The sequence below is a fragment of the Actinoplanes sandaracinus genome, from assembly GCF_030009775.1.
GTDB classification, from domain to species: Bacteria; Actinomycetota; Actinomycetes; order Mycobacteriales; family Micromonosporaceae; genus Actinoplanes; species Actinoplanes sandaracinus.
The window spans coordinates 282450-306670 of the sequence record NZ_JASCTH010000004.1; the positions used below are offsets into that span (position 1 = coordinate 282450).

24 protein-coding genes and 4 tRNA genes are annotated in these 24221 nt (G+C 67.7%); 3 read left to right on the forward strand and 25 right to left on the reverse strand.

Features of this window, described 5'->3' with window-relative positions; genetic code table 11:
* Nucleotides 1-387 precede the first annotated feature (387 nt).
* From QLQ12_RS08125 to QLQ12_RS08215, 19 genes are all read right to left on the reverse strand, one after another.
* Nucleotides 388-909 carry a hypothetical protein gene (locus QLQ12_RS08125; protein ID WP_282758294.1) on the reverse strand — a complete coding sequence of 174 codons (522 nt, stop codon included), beginning with the start codon at nt 907-909 and terminating at the stop codon, nt 388-390.
* A 53-nt stretch (nt 910-962) separates the two neighbouring features.
* Nucleotides 963-1277 (reverse strand): hypothetical protein, encoded by a 315-nt coding sequence (locus tag QLQ12_RS08130; protein ID WP_282758500.1) that lies wholly within the window; start codon nt 1275-1277, stop codon nt 963-965.
* 111 nt (nt 1278-1388) lie between these two features.
* Entirely contained in the window at nt 1389-5279 is a 3891-nt protein-coding gene (locus QLQ12_RS08135) for a DNA-directed RNA polymerase subunit beta' (protein ID WP_282758296.1), read from the reverse strand.
* A 102-nt stretch (nt 5280-5381) separates the two neighbouring features.
* Complete coding sequence (gene rpoB / locus QLQ12_RS08140; RefSeq protein WP_282758298.1) at nt 5382-8822, reverse strand: DNA-directed RNA polymerase subunit beta; 3441 nt, start codon at nt 8820-8822, stop codon at nt 5382-5384.
* Between the two features lie 602 nt (nt 8823-9424).
* Nucleotides 9425-9805, reverse strand: a complete 381-nt coding sequence (gene rplL / locus QLQ12_RS08145; protein ID WP_282758300.1) for a 50S ribosomal protein L7/L12 — start codon at nt 9803-9805, stop codon at nt 9425-9427.
* 52 nt (nt 9806-9857) lie between these two features.
* The gene (rplJ, locus tag QLQ12_RS08150; RefSeq protein ID WP_282758302.1) at nt 9858-10403 is read right to left on the reverse strand and encodes a 50S ribosomal protein L10; all 546 of its coding nucleotides are present in this window, start codon (nt 10401-10403) and stop codon (nt 9858-9860) included.
* 291 nt (nt 10404-10694) lie between these two features.
* Nucleotides 10695-11096 (reverse strand): hypothetical protein, encoded by a 402-nt coding sequence (locus QLQ12_RS46870; RefSeq protein WP_328518268.1) that lies wholly within the window; start codon nt 11094-11096, stop codon nt 10695-10697.
* A gap of 294 nt (nt 11097-11390) precedes the next feature.
* Nucleotides 11391-12191: an ABC transporter ATP-binding protein gene (locus tag QLQ12_RS08160; RefSeq protein ID WP_282758304.1), complete on the reverse strand. Its 801-nt coding sequence runs from the start codon at nt 12189-12191 to the stop codon at nt 11391-11393.
* Between the two features lie 95 nt (nt 12192-12286).
* Nucleotides 12287-13003, reverse strand: a complete 717-nt coding sequence (gene rplA, locus QLQ12_RS08165; RefSeq protein WP_282758306.1) for a 50S ribosomal protein L1 — start codon at nt 13001-13003, stop codon at nt 12287-12289.
* A gap of 78 nt (nt 13004-13081) precedes the next feature.
* A complete protein-coding gene (gene nusG, locus QLQ12_RS08170; RefSeq protein WP_282758308.1) occupies nt 13082-13795 on the reverse strand; it encodes a transcription termination/antitermination protein NusG in 714 nt (237 codons plus the stop codon).
* 61 nt (nt 13796-13856) lie between these two features.
* Nucleotides 13857-14225, reverse strand: a complete 369-nt coding sequence (secE, locus tag QLQ12_RS08175) for a preprotein translocase subunit SecE (protein ID WP_282758310.1) — start codon at nt 14223-14225, stop codon at nt 13857-13859.
* A 107-nt stretch (nt 14226-14332) separates the two neighbouring features.
* Nucleotides 14333-14405: transfer RNA gene (locus QLQ12_RS08180), tRNA-Trp, on the reverse strand.
* A 113-nt stretch (nt 14406-14518) separates the two neighbouring features.
* Nucleotides 14519-14914 carry a MaoC/PaaZ C-terminal domain-containing protein gene (locus QLQ12_RS08185; RefSeq protein ID WP_282758312.1) on the reverse strand — a complete coding sequence of 132 codons (396 nt, stop codon included), beginning with the start codon at nt 14912-14914 and terminating at the stop codon, nt 14519-14521.
* Nucleotides 14914-15363, reverse strand: coding sequence for a MaoC family dehydratase N-terminal domain-containing protein (locus QLQ12_RS08190; protein ID WP_282758314.1), 450 nt, complete (start codon nt 15361-15363; stop codon nt 14914-14916). The genes QLQ12_RS08185 and QLQ12_RS08190 overlap by 1 nt, the downstream gene beginning before the upstream one ends.
* Before the next feature lie 132 nt (nt 15364-15495).
* On the reverse strand, nt 15496-15663 hold the full coding sequence (gene rpmG, locus QLQ12_RS08195; RefSeq protein WP_014687739.1) for a 50S ribosomal protein L33: 168 nt from the start codon (nt 15661-15663) through the stop codon (nt 15496-15498).
* Between the two features lie 106 nt (nt 15664-15769).
* Nucleotides 15770-15842: transfer RNA gene (locus QLQ12_RS08200), tRNA-Met, on the reverse strand.
* 51 nt (nt 15843-15893) lie between these two features.
* A tRNA-Thr gene (locus QLQ12_RS08205) sits at nt 15894-15966 on the reverse strand.
* A 95-nt stretch (nt 15967-16061) separates the two neighbouring features.
* Nucleotides 16062-18590, reverse strand: coding sequence for a putative bifunctional diguanylate cyclase/phosphodiesterase (locus QLQ12_RS08210; protein WP_282758318.1), 2529 nt, complete (start codon nt 18588-18590; stop codon nt 16062-16064).
* 56 nt (nt 18591-18646) lie between these two features.
* Nucleotides 18647-18787 (reverse strand): hypothetical protein, encoded by a 141-nt coding sequence (locus QLQ12_RS08215; protein ID WP_282758319.1) that lies wholly within the window; start codon nt 18785-18787, stop codon nt 18647-18649.
* Nucleotides 18788-19045: 258 nt separating this feature from the next.
* On the opposite strand from QLQ12_RS08215, the gene QLQ12_RS08220 reads away from it, so the two are divergent.
* On the forward strand, nt 19046-19438 hold the full coding sequence (locus QLQ12_RS08220) for a hypothetical protein (RefSeq protein WP_282758321.1): 393 nt from the start codon (nt 19046-19048) through the stop codon (nt 19436-19438).
* 2 nt (nt 19439-19440) lie between these two features.
* Here QLQ12_RS08220 and QLQ12_RS08225 read toward each other — a convergent pair whose 3' ends face one another.
* The 4 genes from QLQ12_RS08225 to QLQ12_RS08240 all read right to left on the reverse strand — a co-directional run bounded on the left by QLQ12_RS08225 (nt 19441) and on the right by QLQ12_RS08240 (nt 22294).
* Complete coding sequence (locus tag QLQ12_RS08225) at nt 19441-20271, reverse strand: sulfurtransferase (RefSeq protein WP_282758323.1); 831 nt, start codon at nt 20269-20271, stop codon at nt 19441-19443.
* Between the two features lie 9 nt (nt 20272-20280).
* Entirely contained in the window at nt 20281-20916 is a 636-nt protein-coding gene (locus QLQ12_RS08230) for a LysE family translocator (RefSeq protein WP_282758325.1), read from the reverse strand.
* A 200-nt stretch (nt 20917-21116) separates the two neighbouring features.
* The gene (locus QLQ12_RS08235) at nt 21117-21404 is read right to left on the reverse strand and encodes a hypothetical protein (protein ID WP_282758327.1); all 288 of its coding nucleotides are present in this window, start codon (nt 21402-21404) and stop codon (nt 21117-21119) included.
* A gap of 398 nt (nt 21405-21802) precedes the next feature.
* Nucleotides 21803-22294 (reverse strand): YajQ family cyclic di-GMP-binding protein, encoded by a 492-nt coding sequence (locus QLQ12_RS08240; protein WP_282758329.1) that lies wholly within the window; start codon nt 22292-22294, stop codon nt 21803-21805.
* Between the two features lie 148 nt (nt 22295-22442).
* On the opposite strand from QLQ12_RS08240, the gene QLQ12_RS08245 reads away from it, so the two are divergent.
* Nucleotides 22443-22526: transfer RNA gene (locus tag QLQ12_RS08245), tRNA-Tyr, on the forward strand.
* Here QLQ12_RS08245 and QLQ12_RS08250 read toward each other — a convergent pair.
* Together QLQ12_RS08250 and QLQ12_RS08255 are read right to left on the reverse strand one after the other, a co-directional pair.
* Entirely contained in the window at nt 22495-22875 is a 381-nt protein-coding gene (locus QLQ12_RS08250) for a hypothetical protein (protein ID WP_282758330.1), read from the reverse strand. The genes QLQ12_RS08245 and QLQ12_RS08250 overlap by 32 nt on opposite strands.
* A gap of 57 nt (nt 22876-22932) precedes the next feature.
* Entirely contained in the window at nt 22933-23184 is a 252-nt protein-coding gene (locus tag QLQ12_RS08255; protein WP_282758331.1) for a hypothetical protein, read from the reverse strand.
* A gap of 254 nt (nt 23185-23438) precedes the next feature.
* On the opposite strand from QLQ12_RS08255, the gene QLQ12_RS08260 reads away from it, so the two are divergent.
* A complete protein-coding gene (locus tag QLQ12_RS08260) occupies nt 23439-23996 on the forward strand; it encodes a Uma2 family endonuclease (protein ID WP_282758333.1) in 558 nt (185 codons plus the stop codon).
* Nucleotides 23997-24221: the final 225 nt, after the last annotated feature.

Below are 24221 nucleotides of genomic sequence, written 5' to 3' on the forward strand. Positions count from 1 at the left end.
GTGTGGCGGCCACTCCCGAAGGGAGCGTCCGACACCCGCGGTCGGGCGTGTCGTCCGGCTCACGGTCCCATCACGCGTGAAGGTTCACGCGCTCCGGCTTTGTCTGTGTCAGGGCTCGGTCACCCGCCGGGCAGAACCCGGCGTGAGACTTTGCGCCCATCGTGCTGCTGAGACCCGTCGCACATTCCGATTCGGGCGCACGCACGAGTTGCCCGGGCGAGCCCGGGCACGAGGGGAAAGACTACCCACCCTGCGCACCCAGGTCAAAATGAACCCAGGCTCCCACGATGGACATCTCCGTATACCAGTGTACCGGGTACTCCTGCGCGCCATCCTCGCGGTGCCAGATCTCCGCTTTCCGGGCCCCTCGCCGAGGCTTCGCAGCGGTCATGTCAGCTGCAACACCAGCCCCAATCCCAGGGCCAGCACCGCCAGCGCGGCGCCGCTGAGACCACACGCGATGCCGCCGACCGTGAGCCCACGACCGGTGAATCGGACCTGGCCAGGCCGCGGCTCCCGGGCGATCTGCCGGCGGGCCACCAGCGCAGTGACCACCGCGCCCGTGCACGCCAGGATGCTGAGCAGGGTAAACGCACCGGCGACCCAGCCGCCCCAGCCCTCCTCCGCGCCGGTGAGCCCGAAGCAGAGTGCGGCGAACGACACCAGGACCGCGGCGATACCGGCGACCAGCGAACCGATGGCCGCGCCCGACGTGATCGGCGCCACCCGCAGATGCACCAGGCCGAAGTCGGTCCCGGTCACCTGGTCGACCCGCTCCGGCTCCCAGCCGGCGGAGACCGGCGGCCGGGGCATCGGCGGGGGCGGAACGAAACCATAGGGCGATCCGTACGGCACCGGCGGCGGCGGGCCGTTCGGCGCCGGATACGGCGGGCGCAGTGGTTGCGTCATGGCAGAAAGCATGTCACCCGTACGAGCCGTGCCGCACCCCGCCCGGCGCGGGCTCAGTTGGTCCCTGGCGCGAAGTCCTGCCCGCCCGGCGCCACGGCCAGGTGCAGCAATCCGGCGATCAGCACCACCACCAGCGCGGTGAGGGCCAGCACCAGCCCGCCCCAGGCCAGCCTGCGGCCTCGTCTGATCCAGGCCGACCCGGTCAGGTACCCGCCGGCCGCATAGGCCTGACGGGCCGCCTGACGGGCCAGAAGGAGCGCCAGAGTGGCCGGAATCACGCCTCCCACGAGCGGGCCGGTGAGCAGCCCCACCAGACCGAGCGCGAAAACGGCCCGCGCCTTCGTCGACGGCACCGGTTCCGGGTCCATCGGGTGGCGTGTGTGCGCAGTGGTGGGAAGGGTCACCCACCCATCTTAGAAACGCCCGCAGGGCGGCCGCGCCATGCGCGACCGCCCTGCGGAGAGAACCTTGCGAAACCCTTAGCGGTACGACCCGAAGTCGAAGTCGTCCAGCGGCACAGCCTGCCCGCTGGCCGGCCCGAAGCCGTAGTCGGTCTCGGGGTACCCGGTCATCGAGTACACCTTGGCCTTGGCCTCCTCGGTCGGCTCGACCCGGATGTTGCGGTACTTGGAGATACCGGTACCGGCCGGGATGAGCTTACCGATGATGACGTTCTCCTTGAGGCCCACCAGCGAGTCGCTGCGCGAGTTGATCGCAGCGTCGGTGAGCACCCGGGTGGTCTCCTGGAAGGAGGCCGCCGAGAGCCAGGAGTCGGTCGCCAGCGACGCCTTGGTGATACCCATCAGCACCGGACGACCGGCGGCGGGCTCGCCACCCTCGCCCACGAGCCGGCGGTTCTCCGACTCGAAGAGGGCGCGGTCGACCAGCACACCCGGCAGGAACTCGGTCGCGCCGGAGTCGATGACCGTCACGCGCTTGAGCATCTGGCGAATGATGATCTCGATGTGCTTGTCGTGGATGAGCACACCCTGCGAGCGGTAGACCTCCTGGACCTCCTGGGTCAGGTGGACCTGGACCGCACGCGGGCCCATGATGCGCAGCAGTTCGTGCGGGTCGATGGTGCCCTCGGTGAGCTTCTCGCCGACCTTGACGTGGCCACCGTCGTGCGCCCGCAGTTTGACGCGCTTGGAGATCTTGTCGTAAACGATCTCCTCGCTGCCGTCGTCCGGGATCACGACGATCTTGCGCGAACGCTCGCCGTCCTCGATGCGGATGCGTCCCGGGGTGTCGGCGATGGGCGCCTTGCCCTTGGGCACGCGGGCCTCGAAGATCTCCTGGACACGCGGCAGACCCTGCGTGATGTCCTCACCCGCCACACCACCGGTGTGGAAGGTACGCATCGTCAGCTGGGTACCCGGCTCACCGATCGACTGGGCCGCGATGATGCCGACCGCCTCGCCGATGTCCACGGCCTTACCGGTCGGCAGCGACCGGCCGTAGCAGGCCGCACACACGCCCAGCTTCGACTCACAGGTCAGCACGCTGCGCACCCGGACCGTCTCGGTGCCCGCGGCGACCAGCTTGTCGACCAGGATCGAGTTGAGGTCCTCGCCACGGGCGACAACCAGGTTGCCGGCCTTGTCGAAGATGTCGTCAGCGAGCGTGCGGGCGTGGATGCCGGTCTCGGCGTGCGCCTCCAGCTCGAGCTCACCCTGCTGGTTCGGCAACAGCACCGCCATCGGGATCGCGCGCTCGGTGCCGCAGTCCTCCTCGCGGATGATGACGTCCTGCGAGACGTCCACCAGACGACGGGTCAGGTAACCCGAGTCGGCGGTACGCAGCGCGGTGTCGGCCAGACCCTTACGGGCACCGTGCGTGGAGATGAAGTACTCCAGAACGGTCAGACCCTCGCGGTACGACGAGGTGATCGGCCGCGGGATGATCTCACCCTTGGGGTTGGCCACCAGGCCGCGGATCGCGGCGATCTGCCGGAGCTGGAGGAGGTTACCGCGAGCGCCGGAGTTGATCATGACCCAGAGCGGGTTCTCCTGCGGCAGCGCGGTCTCCATCTCCTTGGAGATGTCGTTCGTCGCCTTGGTCCAGATGTCGATGAGCTCGCTACGGCGCTCCTCGACGGTGATCAGACCACGCTGGTACTGCTTGTCGATCTGGTCCGCCTCGCCCTGGTAGCGAGCGAGGATCTCCGGCTTGCGCGGCGGGGCGATGACGTCGCCCATACCGATCGTCACGCCGGACCAGGTGGCCCAGTGGAAACCGGCCTCCTTGAGCGCGTCCAGGGTCGCGGCCAGGGCGACCTTCGGGAAACGCTCGGCGAGGTCGTTGACGATCGCCGACAGCTGACCCTTGCGGATCTCGTAGTTGACGTACCGGTACCCCGGGGGCAGCGTCTCGTTGAAGATGACCCGGCCCAGGGTGGTCTCGACCAGAACCTGGTCGCCCTCCACCCAGTCCTCGGGCGCGACCCACGGCTCGCCCTTGGCGCCGTTGTCGACCCCGACGACCTCACGCAGCCGGATCTTGACCGGTGCCTGGAGGTGCAGTTCGCCGTTGTCGAACGCCATCCGCGCCTCGGCGTCGGAGCTGAACACCCGACCCTCGCCCTTGGCACCGGGCGTCATGTGGGTCAGGTAGTACAGACCGATGACCATGTCCTGGGTGGGCATGGTGACCGGCTTGCCGTCGGCCGGCTTGAGGATGTTGTTCGACGACAGCATCAGGATCCGGGCCTCGGCCTGCGCCTCGGCCGACAGCGGCACGTGCACCGCCATCTGGTCACCGTCGAAGTCGGCGTTGAACGCCGTACAGACGAGCGGGTGGATCTGGATCGCCTTGCCCTCGACCAGCTGCGGCTCGAAGGCCTGGATGCCGAGGCGGTGCAGGGTCGGCGCACGGTTCAGCAGAACCGGGTGCTCGCTGATGACCTCTTCGAGGACGTCCCACACGACCGGGCGCTGCCGCTCGACCATCCGCTTGGCGGACTTGATGTTCTGCGCGTGGTTCAGGTCGACCAGGCGCTTCATCACGAACGGCTTGAACAGCTCCAGCGCCATCTGCTTCGGCAGGCCGCACTGGTGCAGCTTGAGCCGGGGGCCGACGACGATGACGGAACGACCGGAGTAGTCGACCCGCTTGCCGAGCAGGTTCTGACGGAACCGGCCCTGCTTGCCCTTGAGCATGTCGGAGAGCGACTTCAGCGGGCGGTTACCCGGGCCGGTGACCGGCCGGCCACGACGGCCGTTGTCGAACAGCGCGTCGACGGCCTCCTGGAGCATCCGCTTCTCGTTGTTCACGATGATCTCGGGCGCGCCCAGGTCGATCAGTCGCTTGAGGCGGTTGTTCCGGTTGATGACCCGGCGGTACAGGTCGTTCAGGTCGGAGGTCGCGAAGCGGCCACCGTCGAGCTGCACCATCGGGCGCAGGTCCGGCGGGATGACCGGCACGCAGTCCAGGACCATGCCGAGCGGGGAGTTGCGGGTGTTCAGGAACGCCGCGACGACCTTGAGCCGCTTGAGCGCCCGGATCTTCCGCTGGCCCTTGCCGGAACGGATGATCTCCCGAAGGTTCTCCGCCTCGGCGTCCAGGTCCATGTTCTGGAGCAGAGCCTTGATGGCCTCGGCGCCCATGCCACCGGTGAAGTACTCACCGAAGCGGTCCCGCAGCTCGCGGTAGAGCAGCTCGTCGGTGACCAGCTGCTTCGAGTCGAGCTTGCGGAAGGTGTCGAGCACCTCGTCGAGGCGGTCGATCTCGCGCTGCGCCTTGTCCCGGATCTGGCGCATCTCGCGCTCGCCGGCTTCCTTGACCTTGCGGCGCACGTCGGCCTTGGCACCCTCGGCTTCAAGCTCCGCGAGGTCCTGCTCCAGCTTGGCGGCCCGCTTCTCGATCTCGGAGTCGCGGCTGTTCTCGGACTGGCGCTTCTCGGCGAAGATCTCGTTCTCGATCGTGGACATGTCACGGTGACGCGACTCGGCGTCAACGCTCGTGATCACGTACGAGGCGAAGTAGATGATCTTCTCGAGGTCCTTGGGAGCAAGGTCCAGCAGGTAGCCGAGCCGGCTCGGGACACCCTTGAAGTACCAGATGTGGGTCACCGACGCGGCCAGCTCGATGTGACCCATGCGCTCACGGCGGACCTTGGATCGGGTCACCTCGACGCCGCAGCGCTCACAGATGATGCCCTTGAACCGGACCCGCTTGTACTTGCCGCAGTAGCACTCCCAGTCCCGCTGAGGGCCGAAGATCTTCTCGCAGAAGAGTCCGTCCTTCTCGGGCTTGAGGGTGCGGTAGTTGATCGTCTCGGGCTTCTTGACCTCGCCGTGCGACCACTGCCGGATGTCGTCAGCGGTAGCAAGGCCGATGCGCAACTCGTCGAAGAAGTTGACGTCGAGCACTTGGACTATCCCTCGTGTTTCGTTGCTCGGGTGAATTCAAGGCCGGCGGGGGCGTCCCGGCCGGTCCCGACTCACATCAGGACCGGCCGGGGACGCTCTCCGTCAGATCTCTTCGACGCTGCTGACGCCCTCGTTCGGGCGCCGGGACAGGTCGATGCCGAGTTCCTCCGCGGCCCGGAAGACCTCGTCGTCCGTCTCGCGCATCTCCAGAGCCACACCGTCGCTGGACAGCACCTCGACGTTCAGGCACAGCGACTGCAGCTCCTTGAGGAGCACCTTGAAGGACTCCGGGATTCCCGGCTCCGGGATGTTCTCGCCCTTGACGATGGCCTCGTAGACCTTCACGCGGCCCAGGACGTCGTCGGACTTGATGGTGAGCAGCTCCTGCAGGGCATAGGCCGCCCCGTAGGCCTGCATGGCCCAGCACTCCATCTCACCGAAGCGCTGGCCACCGAACTGCGCCTTACCACCCAGCGGCTGCTGCGTGATCATCGAGTACGGGCCGGTCGACCGGGCGTGAATCTTGTCGTCGACCAGGTGGTTCAGCTTCAGGATGTAGACGTAGCCGACCGAGATCGGGTCCGGCAGCGGCTCACCGGAACGACCGTCGAACAGGTGCGCCTTGCCGTCGCCGTTGACCAGCCGCTTACCGTCGCGGTTGACCAGCGTCGACTCCAGCAGGCCCTTGATCTCGTCTTCCTGGGCGCCGTCGAAGACCGGGGTCGCGACGTTGCTGTCGGCGGGAGACTCGTGGGCCTCGATCGAGCGGAGCTGACGCTTCCAAGCCTCGTCGTCACCCTCGACCGACCAGCCGGTCTTGGCGATCCACCCGAGGTGGGTCTCCAGGACCTGGCCGATGTTCATACGCGAGGGGACACCGAGCGGGTTGAGCACGATGTCGACGGGGGTGCCGTCTTCCAGGAACGGCATGTCCTCGACCGGAAGGATCTTGGAGATGACGCCCTTGTTGCCGTGCCGGCCCGCGAGCTTGTCGCCGTCCTGGATCTTCCGCTTCTGCGCGACGTAGACCCGGACCAGCTCGTTCACACCGGGGGGCAGCTCGTCGCCGTCCTCGCGGGAGAACGTCCGGACACCGATGACGGTGCCGGTCTCGCCGTGCGGAACCTTCAGCGAGGTGTCCCGGACCTCCCGGGCCTTCTCACCGAAGATCGCGCGGAGAAGCCGCTCCTCCGGAGTCAGCTCGGTCTCGCCCTTCGGCGTGACCTTGCCGACCAGGATGTCACCGGGGACGACCTCGGCACCGATCCGGATGATGCCGCGCTCGTCCAGGTCGGCGAGCATTTCCTCGCTGACGTTGGGGATGTCGCGGGTGATCTCTTCCGGGCCCAGCTTGGTGTCGCGGGCGTCGACCTCGTGCTCCTCGATGTGGATCGAGGTGAGGACGTCCTGCTGCACGAGGCGCTGCGACAGGATGATCGCGTCCTCGTAGTTGTGGCCTTCCCAGCACATGAACGCGACGAGCAGGTTGCGCCCGAGGGCCATCTCGCCCTCGTCGGTGCAGGGACCGTCGGCGATGACCTGGCCGGCCTCGACCCGGTCACCCTCGAAGACGACCGGCTTCTGGTTGACGCAGGAGCCGGCGTTGCTGCGGCGGAACTTGTGCAGCAGGTAGGTCCGGCGGTGGCCGTCGTCCTGGTGCACCGTCACGTAGTCGGCGCACAGGTCCTCGACCACACCGGCGACCTCGGCGACGACAACGTCACCGGCGTCGACCGCGGCGCGGTACTCCATGCCGGTGCCGACCAGCGGCGACTCGGCCTTGACCAGCGGCACGGCCTGACGCTGCATGTTCGCGCCCATGAGGGCACGGTTCGCGTCGTCGTGCTCGAGGAAGGGGATCATCGCGGTCGCGACCGAGGTCATCTGTCGCGGCGAGACGTCCATGTAGTCGACCTCGGTGCCGGGCACGTAGTCGACCTCACCGCCCTTACGGCGGACCAGGACGCGGTCCTCGGCGAAGGTGTTGTCACTCGACAGCACCGCGTTCGCCTGGGCCTTGATGAACCGGTCTTCCTCGTCGGCCGTGAGGTAGTGCACCTCGTCGGTGACGACACCGGCCTCGACCTTGCGGTACGGCGTCTCGATGAAGCCGAACGGGTTGACCCGCGCGAACGTCGAGAGCGCGCCGATCAGACCGATGTTCGGGCCTTCGGGCGTCTCGATCGGGCACATCCGGCCGTAGTGCGACGGGTGCACGTCACGAACCTCGAAGCCGGCCCGCTCACGGGACAGACCACCCGGGCCGAGCGCCGACAGACGGCGACGGTGGGTCAGACCCGCGAGCGGGTTGGTCTGGTCCATGAACTGCGACAGCTGCGAGGTACCGAAGAACTCCTTGATCGCGGCCACGACGGGCCGGATGTTGATCAGGGTCTGCGGAGTGATCGCCTCGACGTCCTGCGTCGTCATACGCTCGCGGACGACGCGCTCCATCCGGGACAGGCCCACGCGGACCTGGTTCTGGATGAGCTCGCCGACCGTCCGCAGACGCCGGTTACCGAAGTGGTCGATGTCGTCCGCTTCGTAACCGTCCTCACCGGCGTGCAGCCGGCACAGGTAGTCGACGGTCTTGACGATGTCTTCCTCGGAGAGCGTGCCCCGAACGATCGGGACATCGATCTCGAGCTTCTTGTTGAACTTGTACCGGCCGACCTTGGCGACGTCATACCTCTTCGGGTTGAAGAAGAGGTTGTCGAGCAGGGTCTGCGCGTTCTCCCGGGTGGGGGGCTCGCCAGGGCGCAGCTTCCGGTAGATGTCGAGTAGGGCCTCGTCCTGCCCGGCGATGTGGTCCTTCTCGAGCGTCGTCATGAGCAGCTCGGACCAGCCGAACCGCTCACGGATCTGGTCCGCCGACCAGCCGATGGCCTTGAGCAGGACGGTGACGGCCTGCCGGCGCTTGCGGTCGATGCGGACACCGACCGTGTCGCGCTTGTCGATGTCGAACTCCAGCCAGGCACCCCGGCTGGGGATGACCTTGACGCTGGTGAGGTCGCGGTCGGAGGTCTTGTCCGGCTCCTTGGTGAAGTACACGCCCGGCGAACGGACGAGCTGACTCACCACGACCCGCTCGGTGCCGTTGATGACGAACGTCCCCTTGGGGGTCATCATCGGGAAGTCACCCATGAACACGGTCTGGCTCTTGATCTCGCCAGTGGTGTTGTTGGTGAACTCCGCGGTCACGAACAGCGGGGCACAGTAGGTCAGGTCCTTCTCCTTGCACTCCTCGATCGAGGCCTTGACCTCGTCGAAGCGCGGAGCGGAGAAGGACAGCGACATGGTGCCGGAGAAGTCCTCAATGGGACTGATCTCTTCGAGGATCTCTGCGAGGCCCGAGTGGGCGTGCGGGTCGTCCGTCGTCCGGGCCTGCCAAGCCTCGTTACCGACCAGCCAGTCGAACGAGTCCGTCTGGAGGGCGAGGAGGTTGGGGACCTCTAGCTGCTCGGTGATCCGGCCGAAAGAGACCCGGCGGGGTGCGTAAGCGCTCGACGTACGGCTGGTCTTCGCAGGGCGGGAAGCTGCCAAGATGCGTCCTTCCGAGGACCGGTGCTGCTATGCGGCTGAGTTGCTGATGCAACTGGTCTGCGTGCACTCCAATGAGCCCCCGGGAATTTATCCACATGGATATCCCGACAGGCATCTAGACAGAAGGCAGCGCAAACTAGCAGTGTAGCCGCTCGGCTAACCGCTGTCCAGCCCACACCGGAGGTTGCCTGCGGAACGTATCCCCGCCGCCGCTGACCTGCGAATCCGCGGGTCTGCGTCGTGCCGGGGCCGCTCAGAAACGCGGCGACTATTCCTCTGGTGCCGGTCCGATGGGTATCGGCGGTAGTCCCCGTTACCCATAGGGCGGCTGTCGCAAGCGCGGAAACTTGCTGATGTCAGCGTGCCTGTCCGCCGACACACAGTCAAGGGCTGTGCCGCGGGTCGGACAGTCGCGGTCATCCACCCGGCGCACCAAACGGCCCTTTGATGACGTTTGGTGAGCTATATCCACCTTTGCCGTGTGCAGCGCATGCCCCTCGAACGGGCATCTCTGAGCTGGGCGGACCGCCACCCGGAAACGGCGATGGCGGAGACCCGAACGGATCTCCGCCATCGACGGATGGAGCTGGTGGAGCGTCAGATCACTTGAGGGAGACCTTGGCGCCTTCGCCCTCGAGCTTGGCCTTGGCGGCCTCGGCCTTCTCCTTGTTGACACCCTCGAGGATCGCCTTCGGGGCGCTCTCGACGGCGTCCTTGGCCTCCTTGAGGCCCAGGCCGGTCAGCTCACGCACGACCTTGATGACCTGGATCTTCTTGCCACCGTCGCCCTCGAGGACAACGTCGAAGGAGTCCTTCTCGGGCTCGGCCTCGGTGGCGGCCGGGCCGGCCGGGCCGGCCATCGCGACGGGGGCGGCGGCCTTGACGTCGAAGACGTCCTCGAACTGCTTCACGAACTCGGAGAGCTCGATCAGGGTCATTTCCTTGAACGCGTCGAGCAGGTCTTCGGTGCTGAGCTTCGCCATGTGAGGCAACCTTTCCTAAGTTCTTTTGACGTTTAACGGTTCACGCGTGGCCTCAGGCCTCCGCGGAACCGGCCGTTTCACGCTCTGCCCGAAGGGCATCCACCGTGCGCACCACCTTGGTGAGCGGCGCCTGGAAGGTGGCAGCGGCCTTGCTGAGGTTGGCCTTCATGGCGCCGGCCAGCTTGGCCAGCAGAACCTCACGGGACTCAAGGTCAGCAAGCTTGTTGACCTCGTCGGCCGTGATGGCCTTGCCCTCGAAGACACCGCCCTTGATGACGAGAACGGGGTGGGCCTTGGCGAAGGCACGAAGGCCCTTGGCCGCCTCGACCACGTCACCGTTCACGAAGGCGAGCGCGGTAGGACCGGTGAACAGCGCGTCGAGACCCTCGATACCCGCGTCGTTCGCAGCACGCTTCGCGAGCGTGTTCTTGGCGACGGCGTACTTGTTCTCGCCGCCCAGCGACCGCCGGAGCTCAGTGAGCTCCTTAACGGTGAGGCCGCGGTATTCGGTCAACACGGTGGCCGCCGAAGCACGGAAGTGGTCCGTGAGTTCGGCAACAGCCGAAGCCTTGTCGGCCCGGACCGGCTTGTCCGCCATGTCCCTCCTCTCTCAGTGCTGTGCCACTGGTCGAGAGGGTCCGCACAAAAGCAAAACGCCCCGGCGCAGGGGCACGGGGCGGATTCGGACACACGCGCAAACGCGGCCGACGATCACGAACCGTTCTCCCCTACACGGGTCGCCCGCTCCCAGCGGGACCTTCGGCCGCGACGTCCGTCATGACGACGATCGTTGCGGCGACCAGCGGTCTATGGGTGGAACTTCGATTCTGAAGCGTACGCGGACGAGCCGCCGAAACCAAATCGGCCCTCCCGTCCCCTGGTGGGAAGGTCAGGACCGCCCCCGGCGAAGACGCGCGTACAGGGCGAGGACCGCGGCGCACCAGAGCACGGTCCAGCCGGTGAGCAGCGCCAGAGTGCCCGCGGCCGGGACGGCGCCCTCACCCAGTGCCCGTGCGGTGGACATCACCGGAGGCGCCAGCCACGGGGCGATCGAGTCGCGCAAGCCGAGCACGATGGTCAGGATCGAACCGCTCACCAGGACCGTGACACCCGGCAGCACCCGGCGCGTGACGGCCCGGCCGGCCAGCGCGCCCAGCGCCACCGCGGCGACGACCGCCAAGCCGTGCGCCACGACCCCGAGCAGCACGCCGGTTCCGAGGCCGGGTTCGGCGGAACCCGGCTCCGGCGGGCGGATGCCACCGAACGGCCACGGCGCCAGCATCGCCAGCACGCAGACCCCGGCCGCCAGGATGAGGGCGGCCAGCAGGCCGGCGGCGCCCTCCCGGACCGGGCCGACGGCCAGGCGGGCCAGCCGGCGTTGCGCGTCCGGCTCGGTGTCCAGCAGCGACTTGGTGAGCCACGCCAGGACCGGGAAGAGACAGACCGCGGAGTAGCCGTACGCGGCCGCCGCGGGGGGAGGCGCCGCCGCCGTAGAGGACGGAGAGGACCGCCAGGACGGTGATCAGGGGCGCCAGTGCCCGGCCGCCGCGCAGGAAACCGGCCAGTCGCATCCTGGTGAGCGCGATCATCGGTCCTGCCCCTCACCGAGGTCGTTCGCCCGTACCCGCGCGGGGTCTCTCTCCCGGACGCCGAGGACACGGTGACCGGAGGCACGCAGCCGGTCCATCGTCTCGGCGGCCTCGTGCCGTCGCACCGCGACCTCGACCACCACGTCGTCCGCGTCCGATCGGCCCGGCGGCGTGAGCGGGAGGTGCGCGGAGGAATCCGCCGTGGGGTGGAGAGTGTGGCCGGTGACTGTCCAGTGGACCGCGCCGGGAAGGCTGGCGATCTCGCCCCGGTGGTCGCTGACCAGGACCGCTCCCCCGGCCGCGGTGACCTCGGCGACAAGCTGCGGGATCAGTTCGCGGGAGGGGGCGTCGAGGCCCTCCCACGGCTCGTCGAGGACCAGGAGGCCGGGCGGGGTGAGGAGCGCCTGGGCCAGGCCGACCTTCTGCGCGGTGCCCTTGGACAGGTCGGGCAGCGGGGTGCCGGCATGGGCGGTCAGGCCGAGACGGTCGATCCACGGGTCCGCGGCGGCGGCCGGCAGGCCACGGATCGCGGCCATCGAGCGCAGGTAGTCGAGCGTGGTGAACGGCTGAGCGGCGGGGAAACGCTCGGGAACCCAGCCGACCGTCGCGGGGCGGTCGTGGATGGCGCCGCGGACCGGACGGAGCACGCCGGCGGCCAACTGGAGCAGCGTGGACTTGCCCGCGCCGTTACGGCCGAGAACCACGATCGTCTGGCCGGGTCGGACGGTCGCGTCCACCTCGCGCAGAGTCCACGGGGCGCGGCGGGCGTACCGGAACCAGACCTTGTCGAAACGCACGGCCGGAAGCCTCCCACAGACGGCGCCCACGACGCACGCGCGGAGAAAGCGAAAACCCCCGGGAAGTCTCCCCGGGGGTTTCGTCGAGCTGTGGATCAGGCGTTGGCTTCGCCGCGCAGGTTCTTCTGCACGTTCGGGTCGACCTGGACGCCCGGGCCCATCGTGGTGGCGACGGTGACCTTCTTCAGGTACTTGCCCTTGGCGGCGGACGGCTTGGCCCGGAGGACCTCGTCGAGCACCGCGGCGTAGTTGTCGATCAGCTGCTCCGCCGAGAAGGACGCCTTGCCGATGATCAGGTGCAGGTTGGAGTGCTTGTCCACCCGGAAGGTGATCTTGCCGCCCTTGATCTCGTTGACGGCCTTGGTCACGTCCATGGTGACGGTGCCGGTCTTCGGGTTCGGCATGAGGCCACGCGGGCCGAGGATCCGGGCGATCCGGCCGATCTTGGCCATCTGGTCCGGCGTCGCGATCGCGGCGTCGAAGTCCAGCCAACCACCCTGGATCCGGGCGACGAGCTCGTCGGTGCCGACCTCGTCGGCGCCGGCCGCGACGGCCTCTTCGGCCTTGGCGCCCTGGGCGAAGACGATGACGCGGGCGGTCTTACCGGTGCCGTGCGGCAGGTTGACCACGCCGCGGACCATCTGGTCGGCCTTACGCGGGTCCACACCGAGGCGCATGGCGACCTCGACGGTGGCGTCGAACTTGACCGGGCTGGTCTCCTTCGCGAGGGCGATCGCGTCCTTCGGCTCGTAGAGCTTGTTGGCGTCGATCTTCTCGGCGGCGGCCCGGTAGGACTTGCTGCGCTGTGCCATTACTCAGTAACTCCTGTGGTTGTTGGCGGAGCCGCACGATGGCGGCCCCTCCCACTGATATCGCCGGGGCTCCGGCGATCAGATCTTGGTGACCTGGTTGAAGTTCAGCTCGACCGGGGTCTCCCGGCCGAAGATCGACACCAGGACCTTGAGCTTCTGCTGGTCGGCGTTGATCTCACTGATCGAGGCCGGCAGCGAAGCGAACGCGCCGTCGGTGACCGTGACCGAGTCGCCGACCTCGAAGTCGAGGACCCTGATCTCGGGCTTCGACTTCTTCTCCTCGGCCTGGACGGCCGGGGCCAGCCACTTCAGCACCTCGTCGAGCGAGAGCGGGGCCGGCCGGTCGACCCGGTCGGTGGCGCCGACGAAGCCGGTCACACCGGGCGTGTTGCGCACGCAGGAGTAGGACTCCGGGGTCAGGTCCATCCGGACCAGGATGTAACCCGGGAAGACCTTGGCCTGCACCTGGTTGCGCTTGCCGTTCTTGACCTCGACCTCTTCGCGGGTCGGCACCTCGACCTGGAAGATGAACTCCTCCATGTCGAGGCTGGTGATCCGGGTTTCGAGGTTGGTCTTGACCTTGTTCTCGTAGCCCGCGTAGGAGTGCACCACGTACCAGTCGCCGGGGGCGTAGCGCAGCTTCTGCCGCAGCTCCTTGACGGGGTCGTAATCCTCGTCAGCCTCGGGCGCCTGGACCGCGACCGCAGCGATGGCCGCCTCTACCGACTCGTCGGTCTCCGGCGACGACTGCTCGTCAGCAGACTGCGCGGTCTCGTCGTCGTACTCAGGCACGCTCGCTCACTTCCAAATAGGTCTCTACGGTGCGGGGTCGCCGGGCGTCGACCTCGTGGGATCAGCCCAGCGCCCAGAGAATCGCCTTACCGAACCCGTAGTCGAGACCGGCCACCAGGGACGTCATGATCACCACGAAAACGATCACCACGCCGGTGTAGGTCAGAAGCTCCTTGCGAGTCGGCCAGATGACCTTGCGGAGTTCTGAGACGATCTCGCGGAAGAAGCCACCCACCCGACCGAGGGGGCCCCTGCCACCGGCCCTCTTGCCTTTCGGGCTCTCCACGTCCGTGGAACGCTCGGCCAACGCGGTCCCACCGTCGCGGCCCACACGAGCATCGTCGTCCGGAACCTCATCGCCGGCGGCAGCGTCGGCGAAGACCTCGTCGTCGCCCGGGACGTCGTCACCGGGGCGGTTCTTCTCGGCCACTTCGCCCTACCTCCGTCGTCGGTGGTTCCTGAAATCCTGTCAGGGCCCGACCGAACGCGGAAGCTGTGCGGACCGCGCACCGGGCGGGCACGTCGAGGAGGATTGCGCAGGGGTGACAGGACTTGAACCTGCAGCCTGCGGTTTTGGAGACCGCTGCTCTGCCAATTGAGCTACACCCCTTTGCGGAACCTGTCGCCTCACGACTCTGAATCTCAAGAGACTCAGCGTCTGAAGGCTCAGTGCCCCACGGCGCACCAGTGTACGGGTACGCCCGGCGTTATCCCAACCCGGGCTTACCGCTTCCTGACAAGCGCCTGTGCCATGGACAGTACCTTGTCCCCGTTGCATGTCGCAGTCAGGCTCAGACGAGTGTGCCCCTCGCCGGTGACCTCCTTGATCGTGGCGGACACCACGACCTCGGTCCCCTCGTCGGTGTCGGGCACCGGCACGGGACGGCTGAACCGCACGCCGAACTCGATGACCGCGTCCGCGGCGCCGGCCCACACGGTCACCGCACGGCCCACCAGCGCCATGGTGAACATGCCGTGGGCGATGACGCCGGGCAGGCCCACGCCGGTGGCGACACGGTCGCTCCAGTGGATCGGGTTGAAGTCACCCGAGGCGCCCGCGTAGCGGACCAGGTCGGCCCGGGTCACCCGGAAGGTCTGCGGCTCCAGGATGTCGGTCATCAGTGCCCCTCTCCCCGCTGCACCAGCTTGGACCAGACGGTCACGACCGGCTCACCGGCCTCGGTCGTCACGTCGGTCCGGGTGGTGAGGAAGTCGTGCCCGCCCCGGCTGGTGATCTCGTCGACCGTGTTCACGCAGACGAGGGCGTCACCGGCGACCACCGGGCGGGTGTAGGCGAACCGCTGGTCGCCGTGCACGACCCGGCTGTAGTCGAGGCCGAGCGCGGGGTCGGCGACGATCTGCCGGCTGGCCGACATGGTGATCGCGACGGGGAAGGTGGGCGGAGCCACCACGTCCGGGTAACCGAGGGCCCGGGCGGCCTCGGGATCGTGGTACTCAGCGTCGGTGGCGCCGATCGCCCGGGCGAACTCCCGGATCTTCTCGCGGCCGACCAGGTAGGGCTCGGTGGGCGGCCAGCTGCGGCCCACAAAGGATTGGTCCAGAGGCATGTCCACAAACTACCCGCCGACCAGGCCAAAGAAATAGCACTACGACTGCAGAAATATTATCGGGGGCACAAACAGCACAACGCCGCCCGGATGAATCCGGGCGGCGTTGGAAAGATCTTTTGAGCAGTACGCTCAGCGGGTCTCGCGGTGCAGGGTGTGCTTCCCGTCGCGCGGGCAGAACTTCTTCAGCTCGACGCGGTCCGGGTCGTTACGCCGGTTCTTCTTCGTGATGTAGTTCCGGTCCTTGCACTCCGTGCACGCCAGGGTGATCTTCGGACGGACGTCGGTCGCCTTGGCCACGGCGGGGTGCCTTCCTGCTAACGGATTTCTTACTGACGACGAACCAGCGTAGACGCACGGTCAGCCGCTTCGCAAAGTGGGGCCCCGGGTGGGGTCCACAGGAAAGTAGCGGTGGCCGGACTTGAACCGGCGACACAGCGATTATGAGCCGCTTGCTCTGCCATCTGAGCTACACCGCCGAGCCAGGCTCACTGTCCAGCGCCAGGCAAGGGGCGGAACGAACCCGGTAGAGCCCCCTTACGGAATCGAACCGTAGACCTTCTCCTTACCATGGAGACGCTCTGCCGACTGAGCTAAGGGGGCTTGCCGCTCGCGATCTCTCGCTTGCTGCAGAGGTAAGACTACACGGCCCCGGACCGGGGGTGAAATCAGTACCCCCTTTCGCCCGAAAGCCCAGCTCAGATGACGGCTCGGAGCCTGCGCACCTCGCCCGTGGGAGTCGACTCGGGCTCGGTCTGAGCGCTCAGCCAGGCCTCCAGACGCTCGAACGGCAGAGGGCGGCTGAAGAGGTAGCCCTGACCGATTTCGCAGCCCATCTCGCCGAGCAACTCCAGGGTCAATTCGCTCTCCACACCCTCGGCCACGACGGTGAGACCGAACTCGCGTGAGAGCCCGATCACGGCCCGGACGATCGCGAGATCACCGGAGTCCGTCGCCATCCCCTGCACGAAGCTGTCGTCGATCTTCACCTCGTGCACCGGCCACTGCCGCAGATAGGCCAGCGACGAGGCGCCGGTGCCGAAGTCGTCCACACTCAGGCGCACGCCCAGGTCGCGCAGGCGGTAGAGCGACGGCAGAACCCGCTCGATGTCACTGAGCATGCCGGGTTCGGAGATCTCGAAGGTGACCAGCCCGGGATCGACCCCGTGCTCCTCCAGCAGCTCCCGCACCAACTCGGGGAAGCGGGAGTCGAGCAGGATCCGGGCCGACAGGTTGACCGCGATGGCCAGCGGCCGGTCCGCGTCGGACCAGGCCCGGCAGCGGCGTAGGCCGGCGGCGAGGACGACCTCGGTGAGCCGGGCCAACTGGCCGGTGTGCTCGGCCACCGCCACGAAGTCCTCCGGGGCGACCTCGCCGTGCGCCGGGTGCACCCAGCGGGCCAGGCACTCGACGCCCACCACGTGCCGGTCAGCGAGCGTCACCTGCGGCTGGAAGTAGACCTCGAGCTGGTCGTTGTCGAGGGCCCGGCGCAGGTCGGCGGCGATGCCCAGGCGACGGACCGCGCGGGACTCCAGGGCGGGGTGGAAGGGCTGCACGCCGTACGGCAGGACCTTGGCGGCGTTGGCGGCCAGCTCGGCCCGCTGCAGCAGGCTCTCCGGGTCGCTGCCGTGGTCGGGGTAGACCGAGACACCGACCGCGGTGTTCACGTCGAGGGTGAGCGAGCCCACGGCCATCGGGCCGCGCAGCCGCTCCCGCATCCGGGTGGCGATCTCGATGGTGGCGTCGATGCTCGGAGCCCGCAGAGTGACCACGAACTCGTCGCCGCCGACCCGGCCGACCAGCGCGCCCGGATCAGCGATGCCGCGGATCCGGTCGGCGGTCTCGACCAGCAGTTTGTCGCCCGCGGCGTGCCCCATCGACTCGTTCACGTTCCGCTGGCCGTCGACGTCGAAGAGCATGATCGCGACGACCTCGTCCTCGGCCCGCACCGTCACCGACTCGGCCAGCGCGTCGATCACCCGGCGGCGGTTGGCCAGGCCGGTCAGCCGATCGTGGTAGGCGTCGTAGCGCAGCCGGTCGACCAGGCGCGAATTCTCCACGGCGACCGCGGCGTGCGCGGCGATCGTCTCGAGCACCTGCACGTCGGCTTCCCGGAAAGTACGGTTGTCGCCGAGCCGGTTGACCACCTCAAGGGTTCCGATGATGGCCTGCCCCGACTGCAGCGGGATCACGATGGCGTCCTTGACCTTGGCCGCCCGCAGGCTGGCCCGCAGGTCCTCGGTTTGCGGGAAACGCGCTCCGACACCGGTGGCGGCCTGTTTCTCGATGGCCCGCTGACGGACCGCCTCGGGTGTGGGCGCGATGTCCAGCAAGCCCTTGTGCTCGCCCCGCGCGGTGAGGAGCACTTCCGGATGGCGGCCCTGCGGGGCGAGCCACAGCGTCGCGAACTCGGACTGCATCAGTGAACGGACCCGGCCGAGCAGCACGTCCGGCAGACCGCTGCGGCCACTCTCGTCCCGCACCGCCTGGGTGAGCTCGTAGACGTCGGCGAGGGTCTGGTGGCGGCGGAAGAACTCCGCGTACGACCGCAGGATCAGGATCAGGGCCGCGACGAGGATCGCCAGCAGGATCGCGGACCACTTGGTGGCTTCGAGCGCGACGAGGAAGACCAGGCCGACGACGATGTTGATGCCGTTGACGGCGAAACCGGACCACCCGGCGCGGAGGGCGCCCATCCCCGTCCTCAGGCCCTGCACCAGGCTCAGGACACCGGCGAGGCTGAGGAATTCGACCACCGACGCCAGGCCGGCGGCCGCGGCCAGGCTGGCCCAGGCCGCGGGGCCCGCTTCGGTGACCTTGGGAAGCGCCGCGAGCAGCAGGAGCGCCGCGGAGGTCCCCGCCGCCGACTTGGCGACGTTGAACGACAGCTTGGTGACCGAAGTACCCACCGAGATCTGAAAGACCAGGGTGGCGACGCTGACCACCACCATGACCATCACCGGTGGCAGATAGAACAGGGCCAGCACCAGCGGCACGTCGGTCACCGCGATGTTGAAGGCGCCACGCCAGATGACGATGGTGAAGACGTCACGGTAGGCGAGGAGATAGATGAGGAAGAAGAGAAGCCCGGCGGGCCAATCCCGGTACCAGTACGGCCCGGCGATCCAGAACGCGGCGGCGCAGACGAGCGCGACGACGGCCAGCGGATAGGTGATCAGCCAAGCCCGCTGTGAGGCGCTCGCCTGCGCTGAGGAACGCTTGACCATCGAGGACCCTCTCTGGTCGGCACGAACCGTCCTAGCGCGTCAACGGGACAGCGGCCTCAGGCCCAGTCCCAGTTGAGGATGTTGAGCACCTCAGCCTGGCTGCTGTCGGTGGTCACCATCCCCTCGCTGACGCCGCCGAAGACGACCGCGAGCGCGAAAACCAAGCCGACAAAGTGGCCCAGCTTCCTTGATGACATGGCTCGCTCCTCTGACATGTGATTCGCAATGTGGTGGGTCACATGATGGTGCCACACCTGTTGTGCGACAGGCAGCGTTCTGCGGCGGGTCGGGGCACCGCTCTGTCAAATCCTGGCCGAACGGCTGAGCAGTGCATCCGCTCCACTGTCACAGAATTGACGGCTTTGCAGGCGATTTAAGCGGAGAAATGAGGGCTATTCGGAACTCGCCGTCAGGACGACTTGACGTCAAGGCTGCCTGACGAAAGACTGTCCGGTATGACCACACCTGACGAACTGGAGCGGCAACACACCCTCACCACCGCCACCATCAGATACGACGCACTCCGCATGCGAGACGCCCTCGCCGCCATGGACCCGCACGACGAAGCCGCCCTCTCCCCCGCCGAAACGCTGGAGATGCTCGCCCTCAGCGAGGTGATCACCCGAAAAGCGGGGTACGGGCGACAGGCCATCATCCGCTCGGCCCGCGCCGCCGGAGTCCCCTGGACCCGCATCGGCGCCGCCCTCGGCACCAGCAAGCAGGCCGCCTGGGAATCCCACCAACGCTGGATCGACGACCAGGCCCGCCAGCACGCCGACACCGGTTACCAGGGACTCGACCCGGTCACCGAGGCACAGGCGCGCGGCCTCGCCGGACAGCCGGACTGAGATCAGTCACCGGTGGCGGCGGGGCGATCCGTGTGGCTGTACTGCGACCAGGAACCCGGAAACAGGCGGCCGACACCGAGACCGGCGTGCTCCAGGGCGATCAGGTTGTGGCAGGCGGTCACACCGGACCCGCAGTACGAGATCACGTCAGCGGTCCCGTCCACCCCCACCGCGGCGAACCGCTCGCGCAGTTCCGCCACCGGCAGGAACCTGCCGTCCGCGTCGACGTTGCCCCGGCAGGGCAGGTTGCGGGCACCCGGAATGTGACCGGGGCGCGGGTCGACCGGCTCGGTGTCGCCCCGGAACCGGGGGCGGTCCCGCGCGTCCAGCACCACACCGGGCACTGCCGCCGTCTCTGCCTTCTCTGCCCTCTGTGCTGTCTCCGCCAGCGAGGCCAGCCGGTCCACGGGCCACGGGCGGGCGGTGAAGGACGCCGGCGGGCGATCCGGAAGTTCGGTGGTCAGCTCGCCCCGGTAGGCGGTCAGACCTCCGTCCAGCAAGGCGGCGTCGTGGCCGGTCGCCCGGAGCATCCAGACCAGCCTCGCGGCGACCACGCCGCCGGCGTCGTCGTACGCAATCACCTGATCTTGATCGTTGATCCCGGCCGCCGCCATCGCGGCCGCGAAGACGCCCGGATCCGGCAGCGGATGGCGGCCGTCGGCCGGCGACGCCGGGCGAGCCAGCGCGGTGTCCAGGTCGATGAAGACCGCACCGGGCAGGTGACCGCGGTCGTAGGCTTCCCGGCCGGAACGGCCGTCGAGGTACCACCGGACGTCGGCGAGCACCACCGGACGGTCCCGCACCCACGCCATGCCCACCACCGGGTCGATCACCACAGCCTCCTACGAGCTGGAGAGGCCCAGCCGCACACCGAAACCGAGCAGCACCACGCCGGTTCCGGCATCGACGGTACGCCGCACCGCCCGCCGCGCCAGGTAACCACGCGCGGCCCGCGCACCCAGGATGATCATCGTGAACCAGAGCAGGCCCTCGACGTCGTGCACCAGCGCCAGCAGCAGGCCGGTGGTCAACGGATCCGCGCCCTCCGGCACGAACTGCGGCAGAACCGCGAGATAGAAAGCGCCCACCTTGGGATTCAGCAGATTGGTGAGCAGCCCACGCCCGAACGTGCTCCAGAACGTCGCAACGACCCGCCCCGCCTCGGCCTCGAGGCTCGCCCGGTCACGGCGGAGAGCATCACGGATCATCCGCACGCCCAGGTAGATCATGTAGATCGCGCCGGCGACACGGAGCACGGTGTAACCGACGTTCGACGCCGCCAGCAACGCCGAAGCACCGACGGCGGCGGCCGCACCCCAGGCGAGCGCGCCGGCCCCGACCCCCAGAGCGGTCGCGAAAGCCGGGCCCCGGCCCATGGTGATCGCGGCACGCAGGACGAGCGCGGTGTCCAGACCGGGAGTGATCGTGAGCAGCGCACCGAGCACGGCGAACGAGAGGACGGCATCGGTCAGATCCATGCCTTGTTCCTAGCCGGTCCGGGATCGCGCGCGCAGCCCACGCCGGTGTGACGTCGGCTGCGGTTTGCGCGGCGACTTCGGTGTGACGTCCGCTGCGGTTTGCACAGCGGCTTCGGTGTGACGCCCGCTTTGGCTTACACGGCGACTTCGGTGTGACGTCGGCTTACTTAGAAGCGGGCGGCGCCTGCAGGTCCGGCTTCTCAGTCCACGTGGTGGCTGCGGCTTCGGCTTCCCGGGCGGAAGTAGACCACCGCCACCGCGACCAGGCCGACGGCGATCACGGTCGCCGTGATCGCGGCGACATCAGTCAGCTGCGTCGTGCCCAGCACGAAGATCAGCAGAGCGACACCGAAGAGCAGGTGGTAGAGACCCGCCTCCCGCGGCGTGCGGAACGAACGGGCGATCAGAGCGGGAGCATGACCAGTGACCAGGATCCGAGCCCCGAAGACCGTCAGCACCAGCCCGATCAGCGCCGCCGCCGTGCTCATCACCCCAGTCTGCGCGCCGCACGGCAGGCTTCGGGCGGAAACCCATCATCTGTACGGCTACCGAACCCTGAGCCGTGGCGATCCACGCGAGGCCCATCCGGGCCCGGGCCGCAACGCGGCCACCGGGCTGCAGCCAGATCACCGGAACTCCAGCGGGCCGCCGGGCCGCAGCCCCGGACGCCGACCTTCACTGCCAGCACCCCGGCCGCGGCCCAAGCCGTCGGTTTTGAGCAGCTCCGGGGCGCGAGGCAGCCAGCTTTCAGCGCCGGAGCGCGAGACCGCCGGCCTTCACTGCCAGGGCGCGACACCGCCGGCCTTCACTGCCCGGCTGTAAGGCCGACCGCATATCAACGCCATCGGGTCGCGGCGGGCGTCACCGGGAAGGCCGGCAGATCCCGTCAGCGGTAGTTGTCGAACTGAAGGGCGACGCCGAAGTCCTCCTGCTTGAGGAGTGCGATCACGGCCTGCAGGTCGTCCCGCTTCTTGCCGGACACCCGGAGGCTGTCGCCCTGGATCTGGGCCTGCACACCCTTCGGACCCTCGTCCCGGATCTTCTTACTGATCGCCTTGGCCTTCTCGGTCTCGATGCCCTCGACCACCTTCAGGTCGATCTTGAACGTCTTGCCGGACTGCCGAGGCTCACCGGCGTCCAGCGACTTCAGCGAGATGCTGCGCTTCACCAGCTTCTCCTTGAAAACCTCGAGAGCGGCGACGGCCCGCTCCTCCGTCTCCGAGGTGATCGTGAATGCCTCACCGGACTTGGCGACCGAAGTGCCCGTACCCCGAAAGTCGAACCGGGTGCCGAGTTCCTTCTCCGCCTGGTTGAACGCGTTGTCGACCTCCTGCCGGTCGACCTTGCTGACGATGTCGAACGACGGGTTGGCTGCCATGATCAGACTCCTGCGGCTGGATGCTTGTCGATGCCTCTGAAGCGAGCCTCAACAGCCCGCGACATGCCGACCGTACCCGGTTGTTGATGCGGTCCGCGCTACGGCTATTCTTATGTCCGCTGCCGCGGGAGACTGCGGTGGTTGCCCAGGCGGGTTGCCCGAGCGGCCAATGGGAGCGGACTGTAAATCCGTCGCGAAAGCTACAGAGGTTCGAATCCTCTACCCGCCACCACAGGCACGAAGAAGCCCTTCACTTGCTGAGACAGCGGTGAGGGGCTTCTCTCGTTGGTCCCGCTGAGTCTCACTCGGGACCTGATCCAGGCGACTGGCCGCATCCTGATCGGTGCGCTCGTAGTGGGCGCCGCGTCGAACAGCGCCTTCTGCGAGGCATCGAGAATGTTGACCATCTGGTCCAGCATCTCCCCCCACTGCCGGCGGACGCTGGTGTGCGCGTACCCGATGGGGTTGAAGATGCCGCCCTCGATCCCCATGGTGACCTCGGGGACCTGCGCTGCGAGGTAGGCCTTGCAGTCCTGGGCGTCGTCGCGTGCCCGGCCCAGCATGAAGCCGTAGTGCCGCACGCTTCCGGCTCTACCTTCAGGGTCATCTCGTTCACCTTCCTCCTGGACAGCGCCGACTCAGACGATGGCAGCGCGGATGCCGAAGATCAGTAGATCGCCGAGAATGATCAGCGCGGCCCCGGCTCCGACCCGCCGAGCGGAGCCCTTCGGATCTTTGGTGAAGATGCCCATGGCAGTCACGACGATGCCCACCACGATGAACGGGGCCGCGACCAGGACCGGCACCAGGGGGAAATCGGGTTCACCGATCTTGAAGGCCAGCCCCGTGAACATCATCAGCGGGGCAAAGCCGCAAAAGATCAAGGCCACACCCGTGTAGCGGCGCAGCTCCCCGCCCCGTCTCGGTACTCCGGAGGACGGTGACTTCGCGGTGATCTGGCGCAGTCATGAGCACAGCCGAGATGCCCTCGGACAACGATGAGATCCCGGGCCGAGTCCGCCTGGAGTAGGCGTCAGGCGAATCGGCCGGTATGCCGCTTTCCTGGGACGCCGTGCCGCCTGGGGTGCCGTACCGTGGGGGGAGCATTTCTTGTCTTGTGAGCCGTTGGGGGGTGACGTCGTCGATGAGCCTGGAAGTGGTCGACCACGTCGGTCCATGGACTGAGGACGAGTATTTTGCGCTCGGCGAGACGACGGACCGGATCGAGCTGATCGATGGGAGCCTGGTGGTGAGCCCCGCGCCGAACATGAGCCACCAGCGCCTTTCCCGCCGTCTGGCGAACGCGCTGGAGGAAGGTGCCGCGCCAGCCGGGCTCTTCGTATATGAGGCGATCAACGTCCGGTTGCACACCGGCCGCATCGTGATTCCCGACCTGGCGGTGGTGGACCTGGACGAGGAGGCCGTCACGGCAGACGCTTCCCGGGTACTCCTGGTCGGTGAGATCGTTTCGCCGAGCAACGCTGCCATGGATCGTGTGCTCAAGATGCAGCTCTACGCTTCTGCTGGCATCGGGTGGTATCTCCTGGTCGAGCATGAGGCGCCGGATTCGCTGACACTGCGGCTCAACCGCCTCGATGACCAGCACTACGTCGAGGAAACCGTCGTGAAGACCGGCGCGAACCTGACCTCCGAGCATCCGTTCCGGTTCGAACTCGACACCCGGTCTCTCGTCCGTCGCTGATAGGTACGGCCGCCGACAGCGCCAGTCATTCCCCGCCGACACCAGGTATAGGCAGTACGTCCCGCTGGGCTGGCGGTCGGTCGGGTAATGGAGTGGCGTCCTCTCTGGCATGGAGCAGCTGGCATCTCCTGGCCGACCGGGCTGCTCGCCTCGAGGTGCCATGTGCACCTGTCTCTACCGGGTGAGGGTCGTCGGCGGCAGCGGCTTGGCGTACGTCAGGCGTCC